Annotated in this window: 20 protein-coding genes; 10 read left to right on the plus strand and 10 right to left on the minus strand. The window is 70.6% G+C overall.

Translation table 11 applies throughout. The features are described 5' to 3' along the window. Positions 1–376: 376 nt before the first annotated feature. Together ACFVHI_RS32710 and ACFVHI_RS32715 are read left to right on the plus strand one after the other, a co-directional pair. Positions 377–6,946: an RHS repeat-associated core domain-containing protein gene (locus ACFVHI_RS32710; RefSeq protein WP_380345393.1), complete on the plus strand. Its 6,570-nt coding sequence runs from the start codon at positions 377–379 to the stop codon at positions 6,944–6,946. A 150-nt stretch (positions 6,947–7,096) separates the two neighbouring features. Continuing rightward, entirely contained in the window at positions 7,097–7,567 is a 471-nt protein-coding gene (locus tag ACFVHI_RS32715; RefSeq protein ID WP_380345395.1) for a hypothetical protein, read from the plus strand. A gap of 370 nt (positions 7,568–7,937) precedes the next feature. Here ACFVHI_RS32715 and ACFVHI_RS32720 read toward each other — a convergent pair whose 3' ends face one another. Together ACFVHI_RS32720 and ACFVHI_RS32725 are read right to left on the minus strand one after the other, a co-directional pair. Beyond that, positions 7,938–9,449 (minus strand): HNH endonuclease, encoded by a 1,512-nt coding sequence (locus tag ACFVHI_RS32720; protein ID WP_380345397.1) that lies wholly within the window; start codon positions 9,447–9,449, stop codon positions 7,938–7,940. A 412-nt stretch (positions 9,450–9,861) separates the two neighbouring features. Further along, a complete protein-coding gene (locus tag ACFVHI_RS32725; protein ID WP_380345399.1) occupies positions 9,862–10,302 on the minus strand; it encodes a hypothetical protein in 441 nt (146 codons plus the stop codon). 507 nt (positions 10,303–10,809) lie between these two features. Here ACFVHI_RS32725 and ACFVHI_RS32730 point away from each other — a divergent pair. Beyond that, a complete protein-coding gene (locus ACFVHI_RS32730; RefSeq protein WP_380345401.1) occupies positions 10,810–12,240 on the plus strand; it encodes an alkaline phosphatase family protein in 1,431 nt (476 codons plus the stop codon). A 633-nt stretch (positions 12,241–12,873) separates the two neighbouring features. Next, complete coding sequence (locus tag ACFVHI_RS32735; protein WP_063351740.1) at positions 12,874–13,383, plus strand: hypothetical protein; 510 nt, start codon at positions 12,874–12,876, stop codon at positions 13,381–13,383. Between the two features lie 286 nt (positions 13,384–13,669). Here ACFVHI_RS32735 and ACFVHI_RS32740 read toward each other — a convergent pair whose 3' ends face one another. Then, positions 13,670–13,804, minus strand: coding sequence for a hypothetical protein (locus ACFVHI_RS32740; protein ID WP_380345404.1), 135 nt, complete (start codon positions 13,802–13,804; stop codon positions 13,670–13,672). 453 nt (positions 13,805–14,257) lie between these two features. On the opposite strand from ACFVHI_RS32740, the gene ACFVHI_RS32745 reads away from it, so the two are divergent. From ACFVHI_RS32745 to ACFVHI_RS32755, 3 genes are all read left to right on the plus strand, one after another. Next, on the plus strand, positions 14,258–14,731 hold the full coding sequence (locus tag ACFVHI_RS32745) for a hypothetical protein (protein ID WP_159398609.1): 474 nt from the start codon (positions 14,258–14,260) through the stop codon (positions 14,729–14,731). A gap of 82 nt (positions 14,732–14,813) precedes the next feature. Continuing rightward, a complete protein-coding gene (locus tag ACFVHI_RS32750) occupies positions 14,814–15,071 on the plus strand; it encodes a hypothetical protein (RefSeq protein WP_380345406.1) in 258 nt (85 codons plus the stop codon). A gap of 314 nt (positions 15,072–15,385) precedes the next feature. Then, complete coding sequence (locus tag ACFVHI_RS32755) at positions 15,386–15,622, plus strand: hypothetical protein (RefSeq protein WP_063351744.1); 237 nt, start codon at positions 15,386–15,388, stop codon at positions 15,620–15,622. Here ACFVHI_RS32755 and ACFVHI_RS32760 read toward each other — a convergent pair. From ACFVHI_RS32760 to ACFVHI_RS32775, 4 genes are all read right to left on the minus strand, one after another. Next, the gene (locus ACFVHI_RS32760; protein WP_380345409.1) at positions 15,616–15,810 is read right to left on the minus strand and encodes a hypothetical protein; all 195 of its coding nucleotides are present in this window, start codon (positions 15,808–15,810) and stop codon (positions 15,616–15,618) included. The genes ACFVHI_RS32755 and ACFVHI_RS32760 overlap by 7 nt on opposite strands. Continuing rightward, positions 15,807–16,001 (minus strand): hypothetical protein, encoded by a 195-nt coding sequence (locus tag ACFVHI_RS32765; RefSeq protein ID WP_380345411.1) that lies wholly within the window; start codon positions 15,999–16,001, stop codon positions 15,807–15,809. Before ACFVHI_RS32765 ends, ACFVHI_RS32760 begins: the two co-directional genes overlap by 4 nt. 398 nt (positions 16,002–16,399) lie before the next feature. Then, positions 16,400–16,846, minus strand: a complete 447-nt coding sequence (locus tag ACFVHI_RS32770; protein ID WP_380345413.1) for a hypothetical protein — start codon at positions 16,844–16,846, stop codon at positions 16,400–16,402. A 106-nt stretch (positions 16,847–16,952) separates the two neighbouring features. Beyond that, complete coding sequence (locus ACFVHI_RS32775; protein ID WP_380345415.1) at positions 16,953–17,432, minus strand: hypothetical protein; 480 nt, start codon at positions 17,430–17,432, stop codon at positions 16,953–16,955. Between the two features lie 286 nt (positions 17,433–17,718). Between ACFVHI_RS32775 and ACFVHI_RS32780 the strand changes: the two genes are divergently transcribed. Then, the gene (locus tag ACFVHI_RS32780; protein ID WP_380345417.1) at positions 17,719–17,970 is read left to right on the plus strand and encodes a hypothetical protein; all 252 of its coding nucleotides are present in this window, start codon (positions 17,719–17,721) and stop codon (positions 17,968–17,970) included. Between the two features lie 95 nt (positions 17,971–18,065). Here the strand turns inward: ACFVHI_RS32780 and ACFVHI_RS32785 are convergent, their stop codons facing one another. Further along, positions 18,066–18,194 carry a hypothetical protein gene (locus ACFVHI_RS32785; RefSeq protein WP_380345419.1) on the minus strand — a complete coding sequence of 43 codons (129 nt, stop codon included), beginning with the start codon at positions 18,192–18,194 and terminating at the stop codon, positions 18,066–18,068. Positions 18,195–18,246: 52 nt separating this feature from the next. Between ACFVHI_RS32785 and ACFVHI_RS32790 the strand changes: the two genes are divergently transcribed. Beyond that, positions 18,247–18,399 (plus strand): hypothetical protein, encoded by a 153-nt coding sequence (locus tag ACFVHI_RS32790; RefSeq protein WP_380345421.1) that lies wholly within the window; start codon positions 18,247–18,249, stop codon positions 18,397–18,399. On the opposite strand, the gene ACFVHI_RS32795 is transcribed toward ACFVHI_RS32790, so the two are convergent. Then, positions 18,386–19,126: an SDR family NAD(P)-dependent oxidoreductase gene (locus ACFVHI_RS32795; RefSeq protein WP_380345423.1), complete on the minus strand. Its 741-nt coding sequence runs from the start codon at positions 19,124–19,126 to the stop codon at positions 18,386–18,388. The genes ACFVHI_RS32790 and ACFVHI_RS32795 overlap by 14 nt on opposite strands. Before the next feature lie 74 nt (positions 19,127–19,200). After that, positions 19,201–20,256, minus strand: coding sequence for an ATP-binding cassette domain-containing protein (locus tag ACFVHI_RS32800; protein ID WP_363378669.1), 1,056 nt, complete (start codon positions 20,254–20,256; stop codon positions 19,201–19,203). Between the two features lie 359 nt (positions 20,257–20,615). Here ACFVHI_RS32800 and ACFVHI_RS32805 point away from each other — a divergent pair, with 359 nt between their 5' ends. After that, a complete protein-coding gene (locus ACFVHI_RS32805; protein ID WP_363378667.1) occupies positions 20,616–21,059 on the plus strand; it encodes a pyridoxamine 5'-phosphate oxidase family protein in 444 nt (147 codons plus the stop codon). Positions 21,060–21,064: the final 5 nt, after the last annotated feature.

The following is a 21,064-nucleotide window of genomic DNA, read 5'->3' on the forward strand; positions in this document are numbered from 1 at the left end:
TTTTTTTTTTTTTTTTTTTTTTTTTCCTGTCGTGTTTTTGGTTGTATTTTTTTCACTATATCATCTGGGGGTGCTTGTGGGGGTGGCGGCTGTCCGGCCCGCCCACGGACGTGCACGCGGATCACCATCGAACCCGTCGAAGCACTGCGCCGGCGACTACGGACACGTCGCCCCCGGTCGCACCCGCACGGTCGCTCGGCGTCACCCCGGCAGGTCCGCCGGAACGGGGGAATCGTCGAGCCCTCCCCCTCCAGGGGGCAGCTGTTCCGTCACCCGAACACTCCGAGAGGTACGAGAACACGTGTCCTCACGAAAATCGCCGGTCCTGGGATTACCCGGGACGGCTCTTCTCAGCATGGCCCTGATCGCGGGAGTGATGTCCGCGACCAGCCCCGCCCGGGCGGCGGCCCCTCCGGAACAGCCGTCGGCCACCGCGCCCGAGGGTGCCCTCGGCCCCGCCGAGGACGTCCTGGTCAACGGCTGGGGCGACGGCTCGGGCTACCACCTCGACATCGCCACCGGCGCCGGCGGCTACCGGTGGCGCGAGACGGCGCTGCTGCGCCCCGCGGGTATCGACGACGCGTCCTGGACGGGCTACCAGTGTGTGTCCGGCGACGGCAGGTTCGCTGCCGTCACGGTGCTGCCGGCCGGCGCCGTCAACCGGGCCGAGGCGCGTGACCACGGTGCCGTCGCGTACTCGGTGGACTTGTCCAGCGGCGCGGTGAAGCCCGTGGCCGCCGGAGTGGCGCTCAAGTACCACTCGCCCGGCTGCGGTACCGGACAGACCGCGATGTTCACGGTCAACCCCGGAAGCGACCAGCGGCTCACCCAGGTCCTGACAGTCGATCTGCCGACCGGCGAGATCAAGGCGTCCACCACGGTGGCCGGCCAGGTGACATCGGTCGTCCCGACCCCCGACGGCCCGGTCGGCGCCCAGGGCGCCTCCCTGGTCCGCGTTCCCGCGTCCTCGGCCGAGACACCCGCCGAGCCGGTGAGGATCGCGCAGGTCGACGGCCTCGCCTACGACCTGCGTCCGACCGCCGGCGGGGTCGACTTCGTCGTACAGAAGGACGGCGGGCCGACCTCCTTCCTGATGCGTGAACGGGACGGCAGGCTCTCCCCCCTCGGCGAGGGCCCCAGGGAGGCGCTACGGCTGATGCAGGGCCGGGGTGGCGAGTCCGTCGCCCTGGGAGCCACCAAGCTGGCCGAGAAGTCCGGCATCCGCAACGTCTCCACCGGCAAGCTGCCCTCGGGCGCCGTCGGCGTGTCCCTGGACGGCGCCGCCCTGCTGGGCCTGGGGCCGGACACCGCCGTGTCGGCCCCGCTGGTGGTCACGACCGCGGGTGACACGCTCCTGAAGCGAGACGCTGCCCCCGGCACGGTGTCCGTGTCGACCGCGGTTCCGCCCCTCGCGCCGGTTCCGGCTGGAGCCGGCGGCATCGTGTCGGAGCAGGGCGCCGCCGCGGCGCCCGCGCCCGCCCCCGGGGAGACGGACGCGCGAAGCACCGACGACTCCCCGGCCACGGCTGCCGCCGCGGCGCCGAAGTGCGCGGTGGACCGGCTGGCCGAGAACCGGCAGGTGATGCAGCCGGGCACCGCACAGGTGTCCTGGGCCATCGAGATGGCCGAGCAGGGCCTGTTGACCGGTTCCCCCTACACCCGGCCGGCCGGGTTCGCGAACCTGGGCCTGGCCGCCTTCGCACCGAACGGAGACTTCCCCAGGCTGCCGCTCAAACACCCGGCGGGCGACACCTTCGACTCGGTGCCGCGCTCGGTCTACCAGGCGATCGTGGCCCAGGAGAGCAACTACAGCCAGGCGTCCTGGCACGCCCTGCCCGGCATCGCGGGCGGTGCGCTGGTCGGCGACTACTACGGCGCCGGCGGCTCCATCTCCAAGATGGACTACACCAAGGCCGACTGCGGCTACGGCCTCGGCCAGATCACCAACGGCATGTCGAAGGGCGACACGGTCTACTCGGTCAACGGCCAGACCAAGATCGCCGTCGACTACCAGGAGAACGTCTCCGCCGGTCTGCAGATCCTGGAGCGGACCTGGAACCAGCTCTACGACGCCGGCATCACCGTCAACGGTGGAAACCCGCGCTACCTGGAGAACTGGTACCTGGCCGCCTGGGCCTACAACTCCGGAATCCAGCCCACCGCCAAGTTCGGCAACACCACCGGCTGCGTGCCGAGCCCCACCTGCACCAGCGCCGAGGGCAACTGGGGCCTGGGCTGGGCCAACAACCCGCGCAACCCGGACTACCCGCCGACCCGCGCGCCGTATCTGAAGAACAGCTACGGCGACGCCGCGCACCCCGGCAGCTGGCCCTACCAGGAGCGGATCACGGGCTGGATGGGCCAGCCGATCCTCCGGTTCAACCAGCCCGCCTACACCAAGCCCGACTACCACGGCGGCAAGACCTGGCTGCAGATCCCGCCGGTCACCGCCTTCTGCACCGCCGACAACAAGTGCGACCCGACCGGCGCCGCCAACGCCAAGTACTGCACCCTGGCCAGCTTCCAGTGCTGGTGGCACCAGGCCGTCACCTTCGTACCCGACTGCTCCGCCACCTGCGCCACCAGCGCCTACACGGCGGCCGCCGGCTCGACCGAACCGGCCGTCGTCAAACCGCACCCGCACCCGCCGACCTGCGCCCTGGACTCCGCCAAGGTCGGCAACGCCGGATACGGAGCCCCGATCGTCGTCGACGAGTCGCAGCCCCAGCCACCGCTCAACCTGGTCGGCTGCGGCACGCCCGCCAACTGGTCCCAGGGCGGCACCTTCACGTACGCGTACGGGACCAACGCCGCCGGTGACAAGATCGGCGCGATCGACACCCACCAGCTCGGTGTCGGCTTCGGCGGGCGCGTCCTGTTCACCCACACCGAGGACGGCGCCAACCCGGACCTGATCAACACCGGGACCTGGACGCCGAACCTGCCCAAGCTCCAGTACTACAAGATCAAGATCCATCTCCCCTCCACGGCCGCCACCGCCTCCAACGTCGTCTACACCATCAACCCCGGCGGCGGGGTGGCACCGTGGAAGATCCGGGTGAACCAGAACTGGGGCACCGAGGAATGGGTCACCATCGGCACCTTCGCGATGCGAAACGGCGGCAACCTCCAGCTCACCAACAAGAGCGAGATCACCGGCGCCGGCAACATCAACTTCGCCGACTACGACGTCGCCTACGACGCGGTCGCCTTCATCCCGATGGGCGGCACCCCCGGCCAGCCCATCGGCGGACCGCCCGGCATCCAGGACGCCCCCAAGGGCAGCAACCCCTCGTGGGTGCAGTGCGGCTGCGTACGCCGCACCGCCGGTGACCCGGTCGACACCAGCACCGGCTACTTCGGTGAGACCTTCACCGACCTCACCACCCCGGGCCGCGGCAAGCCACTCGCCTTCACCCGCACCTACGCCTCCGCCGTCGCCGACCCGGCCGGCCCGGGCGGCGCCCTGGCCGCGGACGGACCGTTCGGCTGGGGCTGGACCCACTCCTACAACCTGAGCGCCATCACCGACCCGGCCACCGGCAACGTCACGATCCGCCAGGAAGACGGCTCCCAGGTCGCCTTCGTCAACACCTCCGGAAGCTACGCACCATCGGCGCCCCGCTTCAACGCGACCCTCGCCAAGAACGGAACCGCCTACACCTTCGCCCGCAAGTCCAAGGAGATCTTCACCTTCGACGCCGGCACCGGGCACCTGCTCAGCGAGACCGACCTCGCCGGCAGCAAGGCCTCCCCGCCCTACGCCACCACCCTGGGCTACGACGCCGCCGACCACCTGGCCACCATCACCGACCCGGGCGGGCGCAGCTACACCCTCACCTGGACCGGCAACCACGTCACCGGCCTCGCCGACAGCGCGGGCCGCCAGGTGAGCTACGGCTACGACGCCAACGGCAACCTCACCGACGTCTACGGCGCCGGCACCACCCGCAGCCCCGTCCTCAAGGACGACGACCACTTCCAGTACGGCTACACCGGCAACCACCTGCTCAACTCCATGCGCCAGCCGTCCCAGTACGGGTCCACCGCCACGCCGACGCCAGTCGTCTCCATGACGTACGACACCGCCGGCCGCGTCCTCGTGCAGACCGATCAGGTCGGCGGCACCACGACCTTCACCTACGGGCCCGACAGCGGCGGCAACCTGGTCGCAGGCCAGACCCTGGTCACCGACCCGGCCGGCCACAAGACCCTCGACACCTACCAGAACGGACTCCTGCAGTCCGAGACCAAGGGCTACGGCACCGCCGACGCGGGCACCTGGAGCTACACCTACGACCCGGTCAGCCTCGGCGTCACGGCACAGACCGACCCCGTCGGCAACCTGCGCACCTACACCTACGACGACCACGGCAACGAGACGTCGGCCGGCGACGCCCGCGGGTTCACCACCGTCAAGTCCTACGACAGCGCGGACAACCTCCGCACCGTCATCGACCCGAGCGGACTCCGGACCTCCTACGCCTACGACGAGGCCGGCCACATCGCGACCGGCAGCGGCACCAACACCGGCAGCGAGGGCTTCGGGCTGCTCACCGGCGTCGTCCGCCAGCCGGTCGACGAATCGCTGCCGGCCCGGACCACCGCGGTGTACTACGAGGACGCGGCCCACCCGGGCGACGCGACCCGCGCGGTCGATCCGCGCGGCAACGCGAGCCGCAAGACCTACGACCCGGCCGGCGCCGTCATCAGCGCGACCGACGAACTGGGCAATGCCACCAAGTACGGGTACGACACCGCCCGAGGCCTGCTGACCTCCGAGGTGGCCCCGGACGGTGTCGCCGCCGGTACGTCACCAGGCTGCACCGCACCTGCCAAGGGCTGCACGACCTACTCCTACGACGCGTGGGGCAACCGGACCAACGCCGTCGACCCGCTCGGCCACACCAGCACCTCCGCCTTCGACGCCGACGGGCACCGCACCTCGACGACCGACCCGAACGGCAACACCACCCACTACACGTACGACGCCCTCGGGAACCAGACCAAGGTGACGCGGCCCGACGGGACGGTGCTGACCACCGACCACAACCCCGACGGCACGGTCGCCAGGACGGTCGACGGACTCGGCGCGGCCACCGTCTACGCGTACGACGCCCAGAAGCTGCAGACCCTGCGCACCGACCCGCTGGGCCGCGCCACCGCGAACGCCTACGACGCGGCCGGACGACGCACGGCATCGACCGATCCGAGCGGACGCGCCACCGCCTTCGGCTACGACGCGAACAACCAGCCCACCTCGGTGGCCTACTCGGACACCGCCACCCCGCCAGTCACCGCGATCGGCTACGACGCGGCCGGTCGACAGAGCTCGATGACCGACGGCACCGGCACCTCCCGGCGCGCCTACGACGCCTTCGGCGAGCTGGTCTCGCTGACCGACGGCGCCGGAGCGGTCACCGGCTACGGCTATGACGAGAACGGCAACGAAACCTCGATCACCTACCCCGGTGCCAGCGCCCAGACGGTCACCCGCACCTTCGACAAGGCCAACCGCCTGACCGCGGTCAAGGACTGGAACGGAAAGACCACCGGGTTCGGGTACGACCAGGCCGGTCACTGGACGTCCACGGCCGTCCCGAACGGAACCGCTGTCACCACGACGCTCGACGACGCCGGGCAGCCGCTGGCCGACCGGCTGACCAGCGGCACCTCGACACTGGTCTCGCTCACCTACACCCGGGACAACACGGGCCGCGTCAACTCGGACACCCCGAGCGGTGTGCCTGGCAGCACCCAGACCTACCAGTACACGGCGCTGAACCAGCTCAAGTCCGCCACCTCGGGGTCGGCCACGACCGACTACACGTACGACGCCGCCGACAACCCCGTCCGGACCGGAGCCACCGGCCAGGCCTTCGACGCGGCCAACCAGCTCTGCTGGAGCACCCCGGGCCCGGTGCCGGCCACGCCGTCCTGCACCGCCCCGCCCAGTGGCGCGACCGCGTACACCTGGGACCCGCAGGGCAACCGCACGAAGGCCACCACCGGGAGCACCGCTGTCACCCACACGTACGACCAGGCGAACCGCCTGACCGGGGTGAGCAGCGGCGGGACCACCAGCGCCTACACGTACAACGGCACCGGCCTGCGGACGCGGAAGACCACCGGGACGACCACCGTCTCCTACACCTGGGACGCGCAGCAGATCCCCAACCTGCTCTCCGACGGCTCGTCCTCGTACGTCTACGGACCGGACGACCTGCCGGTCGAGCAGATCACCGGCACGGGCACCCTCTGGTTCTTCCACGACCAGCTGGGCTCCACCCGGGCCCTGACCGACGCCTCGGGCTCCGTGGCCGGAGCGTACGCCTACACGCCCTACGGCGCCGTCAGTTCCCACACGGGCTCCGCGTCGACCGCGCTGCGGTACGCGGGCCAGTACAGCGACGACGAGAGCGGCCTGGTGTACCTCCGGGCCCGCTCCTACGACCCGGCCACGGCTCAGTTCCTCAGCGTCGACCCGGTGGTCGAACAGACCCTCAGCGCATACGGCTACGCCAACGCCGATCCGCTCAACCAGACGGACCCGGCGGGGCTCTGGGGCTGGAGCAGCGTCAAGAAGTTCGCCCATGACCACTCCGACGTGATCTCGCACATCAACTCTGTCGCCACAGCTGTCTGGGCCGTCTCCGGCACGGTGGCGGCGGGCTGCGCCATCGTGGGCGCGCTGCCCTGCGCGGCCGTCGCCGGGGGAATCTCCGGGGCAGCCTGGTTGGTGACCACCGTCACCCAGGTTGGCCTGGTGGCCGACAAGTGCAGCAGCGGAACGTCCGCCTGGGACTGCGGGGAGGCGGCCGGCTACCTGACGGCGGACGTCGCGGCGTCACCCCTCGGACTGAAGGGGCTGGGCGCTCTGAGGGGCATCCTCCCGGCCCGGACGGACAAGAGCCTGGACGTCTGGCGCAAGATCTGCGAGGGCTGACCGGCCCCGGTTCCCGGCCGGTGCACACCGGCTACGGCCGACTCGATACTGTCCCTTCGACGACACCACGGCGGGCCGCCTCTCCTCGCGGGGGCGGCCCGCCGCTCGCGGTGGCTCGCGCTCCGTACCTCTCGACGACAGGAACGGCACATGACCGACAAGGCGTTACCCCCGTCCGCGCCGATCTCCGTGCGGCCGAACCCGCTCCTCGGAATGCCCCTCACGGCGGGCGGCCTGCTGATCTCCCTGCCCAAGGCGCTCGACGGCGGCCCCACAGCCCCGGTGTACGCCGCCGCGGCGGTCGTGAGCGCCCTCGCACCCGCGCTGGTGCTCCTCCTTTCCGTCACCGTGGGCCGCGGCCGGATCACCGTCCGCCGAGGCCTGCACCGCACCTCCGTCCCGCTGGCGGAGCTGCGCTCGGTGACGGCCGAGGCGGACGCCGGCCGGGGGCCGCACACCCTCCGGCTCGAGAGCCGCACCGGGGCACGCTGCCGGATCCCGCTACTGGCCGTGCGGCGGCGGGACCGGCAGCGGCTCGTGGCCGCCCTCGAACGGACGGCTCCGCCCGGCGCCGTCCGAGAGGACCAGGCTCTGCGCGACCTGCTGGGCCTCCCGGGCTGACAGCGAGGATACGCAGTGGCTCCTCCAGCGGGTCCGACTCCCGGGCTGACCGACGCCGACGCCCCGGCTGCCGCGTGATCCGGCCGTCGAGGCGGGCGGTGGCAGGACGAGTAGCCGCAGCAGCCGTAGGAGTTCGGGGCAGGTGCGTGGGTCCTCCAGCTCCATCAGCAGCGCCGGCACACCGTGATCCGGGTGGTACTGGAGGTCGACGACCGTCACCGTTCGGCAGCCCCGTAGCCGTGTGGGCGAGCCGCCCGCTTCTGGCCGTGCAGCCGGCCCCGCATCAAACGAGCCCAGCCGGTCGCCGGCAACGGACAGCTGCGCGGCCATAGCCCGCGAACTCCGCCTCTCCGCAATGGCATAGCGTCCGTCAGCGCCCTCCGCGCGTCTGCCTGACGGGCTGGATGTACTGTGCCCATCGCGCACGGTGCCAGCGAACGTACTCCAGGCCGACGTCACGGCCGGGCTCCGTTTCCAGACGCTGCCGCACTGTGCCGGTCACCGTTTCCACGACGCGCAGGTCGTCGGTCAGGTAGAGGCCGCCCTGGTCGAACTGCGTGTGGCAGTTCGGGCACAGGCACAGGACGTTGCCGGTATAGTCGGGTCCGCCTTGGCTCAGCGGGCGGATATGAGCACCTTCGCTGATCGTCTGGCGTGGTCCCGGGATTCCCAGGACGCTGCCGCACATCTGGCACTGGTTGCCGTACCAGTCCTTGACGTCCTGAACGACCGCCCCGTCACGCCTGACCCGGCCCTTCCTGTCCCTTACCCCGCTGGCGGGCACCGCGGCGGGCGCGCTGACGGCATGGGGACCACCCGGCGGGAACAGTTCTCCCAGCGGCAGGGCCTGCGGCGAGCCGGTCGCGGTCCGGACCTGCCCGCCGATCTCGTCGAGAATGCCGCCGACGAGGTCCAGGGCATCAGGGCAGAGCAATCGGGCCCGATCCCGGCCAGAACGAGCAACCAGGGACCATGCCGCCTCGATGTGGCCGCCGGTGATCACGTCCGTGTCCTCGGCGAGGGCGAGCGCTGCCGCGATCCGGTGGGTGTGGGCGTCCAGTCGGACGAACTGGTCCTCCGGCAGGGACTCCTGGTCGTCGAAGCGAGCAGCGCTGAGCTGGACCGGCCAGAACTTCGCGGCGGCCTCACCCGTCATCGTGAACTGCACCTGCTGGTGCGACAGGCTGTCGTAGATCCGGGCGAGGCCCTCGACGGCCTGGGAAGCCACCGGCACTATCCGGCGGCCAGGGAGCGTGGCGCCGGGGATTACCGTTTTCCGGCGGAAGACCAGGAATCTGCTGGAGGAGGCTGCTTCCGTCTGTGCTCTGTACCTCCAGTCGCCCGCCGGCATCTCCCACAGCACCCCGATCCTGGGGGCCTCCCCCGCCGGGCCGCCCGCGCGCGAACGACGCTGATGTTCGAGGTTGCGGTATTCGTTGCCGTCCCAGGCCGTACGCAACGCGTAGGCGAGGGAGTCATCGGAAAACGTCCTCGATGGGCGGTGCTTGACAGGGCTGCCGGTGAGCAGCAGAGAGAAGCCGGTGCCGGGCCGGGTACTCCGGGCGGACCGGCGCCAAGCGGCCCGCAGCCTGTCCGTTGTGGTGATGTCGTGGTGGCTGGTGAGCCGGCGAAAACGGCTGGAGTCCATACCGGCCGCGGCCAGGGCCGTGACCAGTGGAGGCCGGGCGTCGTCGGTCAGGAAGGCTCCCCACACCAGACAAGGCCATTCCATGTGGCCGACCGGCAGGACCGCCGAGGGGGCCACGGCGGCCGCCCACCAGCACAGGGCCGCCGCATAGACGTCCTCGGTGTGGATACCGTCCTGCAGCCCTGCCTGCCGCGCGATATCTCCCAACGGACCGCACATCACCACATCCGACACTGCGCCCTCCCCCTGTCTGCCATGTCACCCGGCCCTGGTGAACATCTATCACCCGTCACCGACAGAAGCCGTCCGGTGGCTGCCTCTCGTTCGGAGGCCCCCGTGGTCCCGGACGGCGACCGCAGCCGGGGACGCATCGGGCCCGGGACAAGGCCGACGTCGAGCGATCCCCGGAGATCCCAGACGGGCAACGAGGAGCACCACCAGGCCGACGGCCGACACCGGAGTGCCAAGGAAGGCTCTTGTGTCAGGCCCGGCAGCAGGACTCGCCCAGGTGGCTGTCGATCGCGGCCAGCAGATCCTGAGCCGCTACTCGCACCGCAGGGTCGCTGTCGTGGGTGAGCCTTCGTCAGGGCGGGTCGATGTGGGCCGACGGTTCAGCTCGGCGCGAGTGTGCGCTGGTGGTCCCCGGTCAGCGGCGGCCGGTGGCCAGGATGACGAGGAACTGGCCGCCGCCCGCCTCGATGTCGGCGGTCACCGGCAGCCCCGGTGTCAGTCGGGAGAACCGGTCCACCAGCCAATCCGCCGCTTCCTGGGCGTCCTGCCTGGTCGGACAACGGCCCACCATCTCGCGGCCGCCCTTGCGCTCCAGCCTCGCGGCAACGGTGATCAGCGGCGCGGGTTCGGCCACGTACAGGCGGTCCGGCCAGGCGATGACCACCTTGACCGCGCCCTTGCGGCTGTTGCACCCGCGGTGCGCGAGCCGCTCGGCGACCTTGGCCTTCCGGTCGGCGGTCCGGCTGTCGACGCTGGGCCCCCTGGGATCGTTCACCGACTTGTCGGGGTCGACCGGTTCGTCGCACACCCAGCATCGCCAGCCGTCGCGCTTGGCCACATCATCGAGGAGACTCACCCGGACAAACTAGCCTGCCCGGCCGCCACCCCGCGCACCAGGGCCTCGGCAACCAGGTGACCGTGCCCCGGAGGCCCACCTGTCCCATGCGTTCCAGGAGCTCCGTTCGCTGAACGCTTCCGCGAACTTGTCGTTTCCGGGTCTATCGGGCAGTAGTGACGTCGCTTGTCTTCGGGTCTGGGCGGCACCAACGTGGTCGTCCGATTGATCGCGGCCGGGCAGTGGGAGATGAGAGAAGGGCGATGGTCCTCGGCCGGCCCCGCTCGGACCGGGTGATGCACCGCCTGGCCATCGCCGTACGGGCCGCCCCCGCCCGGCGTTCGGACATTCCTTGGGAGCTGCCAGCAGTGCGGTCCGGGGGCGGCTACAGCGCCTGGCGGGTACCTGACATTCCTTGGCTGTTCATCCGTCATCTCCACTGCCTCGGAGCTCCTGGGGGAAAGCCACAGGTAGTCCGGTGCGGTGACATCCCGCACGCGCACCGGCGCGACGGAGAGGGTAAGGCTGATGTCCGGAATAACCCGACGGAGGCTGCTGGGATCGGCGGCCGGCGCGATGGGAGCGGCAGCGGCGATGAGCCTGCTGCCACCGAGTGTCCAGCGGGCGGTAGCGGCGGGGGTGCCGAAGGCCGGTTCGCTGCGGGACGTCGAGCACGTGGTCCTGCTGATGCAGGAAAACCGGTCCTTCGACCACTACTTCGGCACGCTGGCCGGTGTTCGCGGCTTCGCGGACCCGAACGCGCTGCGGCTGGACAACGGGCGCTCGGTGTTCTACCAGCCCGACAGCGTCAACCCGGACGGCTACCTGCTGCCGTTCCACCTGGACACCCGCACCACGAGCGCCCAGGCGATCCCGTCCACCAGCCACTCCTGGTCGGTGCAACACCGGGCCTGGAACGGCGGGAAGATGGACCGGTGGCTGCCCGCGCACCGGTCCGCCGACGGCGTCAACGGCCCGTACGTGATGGGGTACTACACCCGGGAGGACATCCCCTTCCAGTTCGCCCTGGCCGAGTCGTTCACCATCTGCGACAACTACTTCTGCTCGGTCCAGGGACCGACCTGGCCCAACCGGCTGTACTGGATGACGGGTTCGATCGGAGCCGACGGCGGCCAGGGCGGCCCGATCATCAAGAACTCGGCGCCCGAGCCGCTGACCTGGAAGACCTACCCCGAACAGCTGGAGGCGGCCGGCGTCAGCTGGCAGGTCTACCAGGAAGCCGACAACTACGGCACCAACATGCTCTCGCTCTTCAAGAGCTTCCAGCAGGCCGCGCCCGGCAGCGCACTGCACCGCAAGGGCATGACCGCCCGGCCGGCCGGCACCTTCGAGGACGACGCGCGCAACAACCGGCTGCCCGCCGTCTCCTGGATCCTGCCGACCAGCTACCAGTCCGAGCACCCGGACTACCTGCCCGCCGCCGGTGCCGACTACGTCGCCTCCAAGATCGAGGCGGTCGCGTCGAACCCCGAGGTCTGGGCGAAGACGGTGTTCATCCTCAACTACGACGAGAACGACGGGCTGTTCGACCACGTGCCGCCGCCGGTGCCCCCAGCCGCGACGCCGGGCGAGTTCGTCCGCGGCCTGCCGATCGGCGGCGGCTTCCGAGTGCCGTGCATCATCATCTCGCCCTGGACGGTGGGCGGCTGGGTCGCCGGCGAGGCCTTCGACCACACCTCGGTGCTGCAGTTCCTGGAGCGGTTCACCGGAGTCCGGTCGACCACCGTCACCGACTGGCGTCGCAACGCCTTCGGGGACCTGACCTCCGCCTTCCAGTTCAACGGCGGCGCGTGCAGGGCCCCGGCGCTGCCCCCGACCGCCGAGCAGCTCGAACTGGCCAAGTACGAGGTGGCGAACTATCCGGCGCCCGCCCTTCCTGGCGCGGGCCAACAGTTCCCCACCCAGGAGCCCGGCGACCGGCCACACCTGCCCCGATAACACTCAGTAGCACTCGGCGGCCTTCGCCCAGGGCCCGGACCGAAGGCCGCTGCGCACCGCCGGCCCGGCCGTGTCTCGGGCCGGAGCGGCGACCCAGCCACCGCGACGCTATTGCCGATCGTCAACGTGGCCGCCCGTCCCCGAGAGTGCCGTCCGGGAGGCCCATGTTGAACCCGCGACGGCCACGGCCGCTGGGGGTTCGAACTGCATCGAAGCACTTCGACCGGGTACCGTGCGGTCCTGCGAATCCATACCCTTGTCTTGGGAAAAGAAGTGCAGGATGCACATACTGGATGACCTCACCGGTCTTTCCTCTCGTGCGAAGACCCTGCTTGAACGAACCGGCCGGCGCGATGATCCACAGGATCCCCGGCCCTCCACCGATTTCCGGGAGCAGCGACGCGCCACGTCGTTGGCGCGCATTCATCTGGAGCCGAGGTGAATCCGGCCGACGCCAGGTTGAAGAGGCCGCTGCACGAGCAACAGCCACAGCAGCCGGACAACAGATCGCGACAGCCACCGGATGACGACCACTCCTCGACAGAGCTGATTCCACAGAATGTCCGTTAACGGGTCCTTCGACCGCGCCGGAGCGGTAAGTTGACGGCTGCCGACTAGGGAAAGAGCACCGACGTGACCATCGACCAGGCTGCCCTCGGCAGCGCCGTGAAGGCGGTCGCCGCCGCCGCACACACCGATGACCCTGCTGCGCTGTACCGCGCCGTGATGCCGCCGACGGGCACGGACACGCCCCCGGCCGAGGCCGCCAACTGGTTCGGGACGCTCCTCATCCACCTGGCGCTCACCGCGGCGAGCACTTCGCGGCTGGAACAGGGCTGCCCCCGGGAGACCGTCTCGGAATGGATCGAAGAGGCACTGGGCCCGCTGCCCACCCCCGCGCTGCTGCGCGCTGCGGACCCCGGCCACATCGACCACGTCGAGGCGGTCCGCGCCGCAGAGGACTACTCCCAGTGCCGCGAGTATGCCGTCGACCTGATCCGGATCGGCCTGACCGATCCGAATGAAGCACCGGACGCGCGAGGCGTCGATGCCCACTGCACGGTGACGAACGACAAGGACGCGCGGATCACCGTGATGGCGATGCTCGGCCGCCTCGCCGCCGATCCTGGCGAGCGAGGTTGACGGCGCCTCCCCCTTCCAGGTGAGCGGAGTCAGCGGGCGGGAGGATCGGCTTCCACCCGCTGCCAGCGCCGTCAGCACGGCGGCAGGCCGGCGCGTTTCAGGGCTGTGTACAGCGGTTCGGCCACGGTGCTGGCGAGACGGCGGTAGGCAGGCAACGCCGGTGGTGTGGCGCGCGGGCAGGTGATTTACCGTCCAGCCCTCGGGGGGACTCCACGTCGTACAGTTCCCCGGCCGTCCGAGGACTTTCAGCAGCACCCCGACCTGGCCGTTGACCATGTTCGTGGGCTCACTCCAGAAGCTGCTTCGACCAGTCACCCCCGAAGCGATAGGCGCGGCCGTCATCGACCTCCTTCATCCCGCCGGGGACAATGTCCCCGTGGTACGGATGCTGTTTCGTCACCGCCGCCAGCAGGAACTCCACGAAGCCACCCTCGAACAGATCCCACTCCCGCATCGAGTCGAACTTGGCAGCGACCGGCCATCGGTCCGGATCCGGGCCCCGCATCAGCCAGAAGAACTGGTCGCCCCCGCGGCGCCCCCACCCCCACACCGTACTCGCACAGGAACGCCTGCAAACGGAACTCCTAAACGAATCTAGGCACTTGGGGTTCCCCACCGAAACATCGCTTCATAGCCGCAAGGTCAGCAAGTTGTACCGGTTGGCCATGACGCGAACAGAGGAACCCGCCGTCGATCAAGATCATTTGGCGCGGGGCAAGCACAAAAGCTCGCTCGCTGTCCCGTAGCAGATGATCTTGACCGTTTGCCAAATGATCTTGACGGCCGGTGGGTTTCTATCACTTGATCTTGATCGGTGATACGGAAGGCAGGCCCGCAGGACTGCCCCACCTCAGGCCATGCAAGGATCACGAAGGTGGAAGACAGAGGCGCGTGGAGCACCGGACCGGCAGGCGAGGCGATGGCGGCGGGCAGCGGCTTGCTGTCGATGCTGAGCCAGGCCGCCGTCCCGGAACAGCACGGGCAGATGGTGATCACGCCCCTCGTCTGCCCGTGGTGCGACTGGGACCAGTTCGAAGTGACCGCGGACGAGTGCTTCTGTGAGGGTTGCTGCCTGCCGCTCGGCATAGCGGACGGAGATGTTCACGCAGACGGATCCACCTGGGAACTCGCGGAATCCACTCCTTCACGCCCGCGACTGAGCAACGCCTTCCGCAAGCCAGCCGACATCACGTGCCCAGCCGGGCACGACGTGTTCCAGGCCGCAGTCGCACTCGCCCTCGACGCGGACGGCCAAGTCCGCCGTGTGTCGGTCGGCCTGCGATGTCCGGTCGACGGCACGCTGCGCCTGCACCTCGACAACGCGCAGGTAGTGCCGAGCAAAACCTGACACCGACCTCGCCTGAGGAGCCTGGGCGCGGACGACCGACCGTGGTGATCACCACCGCTCAGCTGACGGGAGAATGAGCCGGGTGACCAACACCCAGCCCCTGCCCCGCGGGATCAGCGCCCTGATCCACGACGCCCGCGCCAAGGCCACGCCCGGCGAGCGGGCCGCCCCCCAGCTCCTGCACCTGCGCGAGGCGACCGTCCCCGTGCCGGTGCTCGCCGCAGCCGTCGAGCTGATCGCCCCGCAGCTGGACGACCCCGACCCGGCCACCCGTGAAGCCGCCGGCGCCGTCCACGTCCGCCTGCTCACCGCCATCGAGGACGCCGCACCCGGCCGGTAGCCAGCCGACCGGGCCGGATGTCCCAACACTGTCCCAGCCCGGGCGTGAAAGCGCTCCTACCAGGGAAACGGCCCGGGACTATCCTGGCGAATCAGCCAAAACGGACTGTCAGGTTCCGGACAGTGCAAGAACTGTCCGGAAGACGATCGCCAGTCCGTCAGGCGAGCCCGTGACCTGCGCCGCCACAGAAACACCACACTGCTTCCGGTCGGAATTGGTCTCGACCATTGCCTCGCCTTCACATTCGGAGGAGGCTCCTCGGCGAAGCGCAGGGGCACGGGCCCCGGCGCTCACCATTGGGAGGAAGACCACTCATGTCTCTTCGCAAGGCATTCTCCGCTGTGGCCGTGGCCGGGGTCGTGGCCGGCGGCGCCCTGATCGCCGCCCCGACCGCCCAGGCGTCCACCTACACCTACATCGGCATATACCCGACCGCCGCCGCCTGCCACGCGGCTGGCCAGGCGTATGTGAACAGCCACCAGGCCATCGTCTACTTCTGCGACACCACCACCGAGACCGGCCCGGCACGGCTCTCCGTAGTCCTCTACTGAGCCGCCGGAACGCACTTGATGGTGGGCCGCCGGTCGTGCGGCCCACCATCATCACTGAACGCCTCGCCGACGCCCAGCAGGAAACCGGCACCGTACTGGAGGCCGCGGCGGTCGGCGGGATCGCCACCCAGGCCGTCGCCGACGGCCGACAGCACCAACCCACCGCTGGTGAGCTTGCGGGCGCTCACCGACCGCCGTCCTGGGGGTGGGGGCCGAGAGCGGCTGCGGCCAAGGCCTGCACGGCCGGCGCCCAACGGGCGATCAGGTCCATCACATCGGGCAGCTCTGCGGCGTAGGCGGTGAGGATGGTGTCGTCCTGGTTGCCGCTCAGGTCGATCGCGAAGCGGGGCACCGTGCGGTAGCGGTGATACACCGTCATCTCCAGCGGAAGCTCCTCTCCTGCTGAGTGCGCAGTGGGGCAGGCGTGGCGCTCTGGCCGGCCCGGATTGGTCCACTCGGGCAGTCGTAGAAGACCCCCCGGAAGCGTGACAGTTCCGCGAACGGCTCGCACTGCCCGCCCTGTTCCACCAGACTCACCCAGACCCACCATCACGGTCTTCGCGTCAAATCCTGTTCCTCTTGGTCGAGTTCAGGACCACGCGAAGGCCGAACCGCCGTCCCGGGAACACCCGGACGAGTGATCACCCGGCCCACCTGTTCGAAGCCGGACGATACATCACAAGCTAAGCGTCGGCTTGAGCTGGAGGCGGAGTCGCACTCCTCGTGTTTCTGGTGGCAGGACCAGCAACGACCGCCGCCCACCAGGGTGACAGCCCCTCACGGCCCGGTCAGCCGCCGGTACCACCATGGCCGCCCCGACGCGTCGGGCCGGACGGAGGACGGCCGCCGGGCGGCGTACGGGTCCGGCAGCGTGCGCCGTTCGAACTCTGTGTCGAGCCCGGCGACGATCCGCCCCAACTCGCAGCGGGCGCGCGGTAGCAGGGCGGGGAGCATCGCCTCGATCTCGTCGCGCGCGCCGAGGACGTCGTGGCAGGGGCAGTCCGGCAGGGGCACGTACAGCCACCGGCCGGGCTGGCGCAGGAATTCCTCGTACTGGCCAAGCGCCCTGCTCAGGTACCCGGGCTCGAAGCGCCGGGCTTCGAGGCGTCGTACGGCGGCCTGGGCGTTGCGCCGCAGGCCTCGGATCTGGCTGAACGGTCGGGACTGCGAGCCCCGCGCGTACCGCGTCTGGGCGCGCAGGGCGCCGGGCGGCCTACGCGGCATCGCCCTTTCTGAGGGAGGTCATGGGCTCACCCTGCCATGCCGCGTGCCGACGCGCTCCCGGGTTTCCCGGCCGGGAAACCCGGGAGCGTGGACTGCGGGCTACGGGTTACGGGTTGGGGATGCTGCAGTTGCTGTCCTGCGGGCCCGCCAGGGAGGCGCCGTTGGAGTAGTCGTGCTGGGTGCTGTAGGCGGGGCAGATCTGGTCGAGCGACGCGATGGCCGTCCAGATGTCCGGGGAAGTGGCGTGGATGTTGACGTAGCCGTAGACGTCCTTGCTGTTCTGGTCCCCGATGGTCGCCTGGCCGGCGTAGCCGTTGCTCGCCATCAGGTACACCTTGACCTGGGAGCCGTTTCCCTGGAAGCCGCCGGACCACTGGAAGTGGGCGATCGCCGTCCGGCTACAGCTGTCGTACTGCTGCTCGACCTGGCCGACGTAGACGCCGTTGTTGTAGATGTTGCCCGGGAGGCCCTGGTCGCTCACCCCGCAGGCGAGACGCAGGGCCGGGGCGGCCGAGGCGGCGGTGCTCATCGTGAGCGCGGCGGTCGCCGCGAGGGTGACCGTGGCGACGGCGTGGCGAATACGCATTGGGTGTTCCCCCTGGGTCGGTCCCACGGCCGGAGCGGCCGGGGTTCGAGGGGAGCGTAGGCAGGCGCCGAGGAGGCGACGTAGGCGCGTTCAGGCCAAAGCCCTTAGCTGGGGCGCCAGTTGAGGGGGATTTACCACCCCGCCGGCGGACGGATGACGGGAGTTGGGATCCCCGCCACCCGCCCGTCGCGTAGCCCTACGCCCCGGCGGAACGGGTGAAACCGTAGGAGCGCTCGACCTTGGCGACGAGGAGGGAGCAGGCGGGCCCGGACGGCCGGCGCCGGGCGTGGGAGCGGCGCTGGCGATCTTTCCCCCGGCTGCTCTGGTGGTCCTGGTCGGCACGTCGGCCGCCGGGGTCCGCTCGGCGGTGGCGGACCTGCGGCTGGCCGGCGAGGAGAACCCGGCCGTCGTCGAGATGCTGTCCGACGTCCCGGCCAGGGTCGCCAAGCTGGAGGACCTGGAGGACGAAGGCCCGGGCGCCGACGTGTGGTGGTCGATCGCCGACCTCGAAGCCGGACCAGGCCCGTGGTGGACCTGACCGACACCGGGGACCGGCTCCTGCAGATCACCGACACCCACCCCACCCTCGCCTACCGCCGCCCCTGACCCGCCATGCCGCCCGGCGCGGCGGGTTCACGGCAGCGGGGTGGCCAGCAGCGGCTGATCACCCTGCCGGCCGGGGCCCAGGCACCGGGCGGTGCCGGCGCGGATCGCCACGCGCAGGATGCCGGCCGGGTCGGGGGCGGTCGAGTGCAGCACCACCTGGGACTTCGTGGCCCGGATCTCGACCAGCTGGCGGAGGGGTCCACCTCGGGTGACGGCCCCCGGCCCGGCCGTCGAGGGCGCCGGCCTCATCGTGGCACGCGGCTTCGTCGAGGCGATGAACGGCGAACTGACCGTCGAACCCGCCCCAGACGGCGGCACCGCCTACGCCCTCGGCCTCGCCGAGCCGGTCAGACCTGGTTGAGGCCGCCGTCGACGAAGAGTTCGGCTCCGGTGGTGAAGGAGCTCTGGTCCGAGGCGAGGAAGAGGGCCGCGGCGGCGACCTCGTCGGGGCGTCCGATCCGGCCCAGCGGAATCCTGGCGACGAGCTCGTCCAGCGCGGGCGCCTGCTCCGCGCGCAGACTGCGGATGGCGGGAGTCTCGATCGGGCCGGGGCTGATGGCGTTGACCCGGATGCCGCGGCCCGCGAGCTCGGCGGCCCACGTGCGGACGAGGTTGCGGTCGGCGGCCTTGGTGGCGCTGTAGACGCTCATCGCCTGGACGCCCGTCGACGCGTTGGTGGAGGCGAGCACGATCACCGAGGCGCCGTCCGGCAACAGGGGCAGCGCCTTCTGGACGGTGAAGACCACCCCCCTGACGTTGATGTCGAAGGTCCTGTCGTAGTGCTCCTCGGTGATCTTCCCGAGCGGGGCGAGCTCGCCGACGCCGGCATTGGCCACCACGACGTCCAGCCGTCCGCTGCGTGCCTCGATCGCCGCGAAGAGCCGGTCGAGGTCGTCGAGATTCGACACATCGCTCTGGACGCCGATGGCCTGTTCGCCGATGGCTTCCACGGCCTCGTCCAGCTCGGCCTTGCGCCGGCCGGTGAGGTAGACGGTGGCACCTTCGGCGGCGAACCGACGGACGACGGCGAGACCGATCCCGGCCGATCCCCCGGTCACCAGGGCGACCTTCCCATCCAGCTGTCCCATGGTTTCCACTCCCTTGACCAGCACTGCTTCGACCATCGCTGCTTCGACCATCGCTGCTTCGACCATCGCTGGAGTTACTGCTTCCGGTGGGAGCGCCGAAGCCCCCGCCGGGAATTCCCACGGGCGTTCCGTGTCCACCGGCGCCGCCCGGCCCCGGAAGCCGGCCGGGGCGGCTTTCCCAGCTCGTTCTCCTCGGCCGCGTGGCCGGTGAGGAAGAGGAAGACGTCGTCGAGGGTGGGCCTGCGCAGGCCGATGTCGTCGATGAGGACGCCCAGCCCGTCCAGCTCGCGGATGACGTCGGCGAGCACCCGGGCGCCCCCGCCCACCGGCACGAGGATTCGCCGGGTGTGCTGCTCCACGCTGAGCGGGCCCCCACCGTACGGGGCGAGCGCCGCGACGGCCGCACCGATCTGCTCGCGGTCGTGGACCACCACCTCCACCCGCTCGCCGCCGGTCCTGGTCTTGAGGTCGTCGGCGGATCCGCGTGCGATCACCCGGCCGTGGTCGACCACGACGATGTCGTGCGCCAGCCGGTCGGCCTCCTCCAGGTACTGGGTGGTGAGCAGCAGGGTGGTGCCCTCCGCGGCCAGCATCTCGACGACCTCCCACAGCGCCAGCCGGTTGCGCGGGTCCAGACCGGTGGTGGGCTCATCGAGGAACATCACCGGGGGCCGCACCACCAGCGCGGCCGCCAGGTCGAGCCGGCGGCGCATGCCACCGGAGTAGGTCCTGGCCGGCCGGTCGGCCGCCTCGGCGAGGTCGAACCACTCCAGCAGCTCCCGGGCGCGCGCCTTGGCGTCCCTGCTCCGCATCTGGTAGAGCTCGCCGACCATCTGGAGGTTCTCCCGGCCGGTGAGGTACTCGTCGACCGCCGCGTACTGGCCGCAGAGGCCCAGCAGGCTGCGGACCCGGCCGGGGTGCTTGAGCACGTCCACCCCCGCCACGTGGGCGCTACCCGCGTCGGGCCGCACCAGGGTGGTGAGCACCCGTACCGTGGTGCTCTTGCCGGCGCCGTTGGGGCCGAGCAGGCCCAGCACCGTCCCCTCCGGCACGTCCAGGTCGACCCCGTCCAGGGCCCGTACGTCGCCGAAGTCCTTCACCAGGCCCTCGGCCCGGATGGCCGCCCTCATGTGCCCCTCCTTCTCCTGGAACCAGCCGGGAACCACCTGACGGCCGACACTGGCAGGATCCCCCCGGAGCGCCCGTCGTGCGCTTCGGCGGGGGATCGGAGGCACCGCGTGCGCGGCCGCCAGGATGCGGGCCACCCGGGTGTGGTGGAAATGTGGAGGAGAGAGCCCGGCCCTGCCCTGGCCGCCCCACCGGGTTCCCGAAGGCCGTGTGCACCGGACGAGAAGGACCGAGGACCCGCACAGACCTGCGGCGGTCACACGCCGGCCGCCCGGAGGCCCCCGCCGGCTCACCCTCCCTTGCGCGAATCGATACCGGATGCGTCTCCTGCCGAATCGAGGCGGTACCAGTGGATCTCAGGATGTCGGTCGAAGCCCGGGAGGCGTTCCTCGCCGGCCCGCACGTGGGAATCCTGGGGGTGGACGACGCGCGCGACGGCGGCGGACCGCTGCTCGTCCCGCTCTGGTACTCCTACCGGCCCGGCGGGCTGGTGACGATCCAGACCGGGCGGACGACGCTGAAGGCCCGGCTCATCCGCAGCGCGGGCCGGTTCAGCCTCTGCGCGCAGGTCGAGTCGGCGCCCTACCGCTACGTCAGCGTGGAGGGGCCGGTGGTGGCCGTCGAGGACCCGCTGCCGCCGGCCGCACGCGAGGAGCTGGCCCGCCGGTATCTGGACGCGGACACGGCGGCGGCGTACCTGGACGCCAACCGGCGGCAGCTGGCCGACGACGTCCTCATCCGCATGAGGCCCGAGAGATGGCGGACCGCCGACTTCGCCGCCTTCGCCAAGGAGTTCGAACCCTAGCTTCC

Origin of the sequence: Kitasatospora sp. NPDC127121, assembly GCF_042677305.1 — a bacterium.
Taxonomy (GTDB): Bacteria; Actinomycetota; Actinomycetes; order Streptomycetales; family Streptomycetaceae; genus Kitasatospora.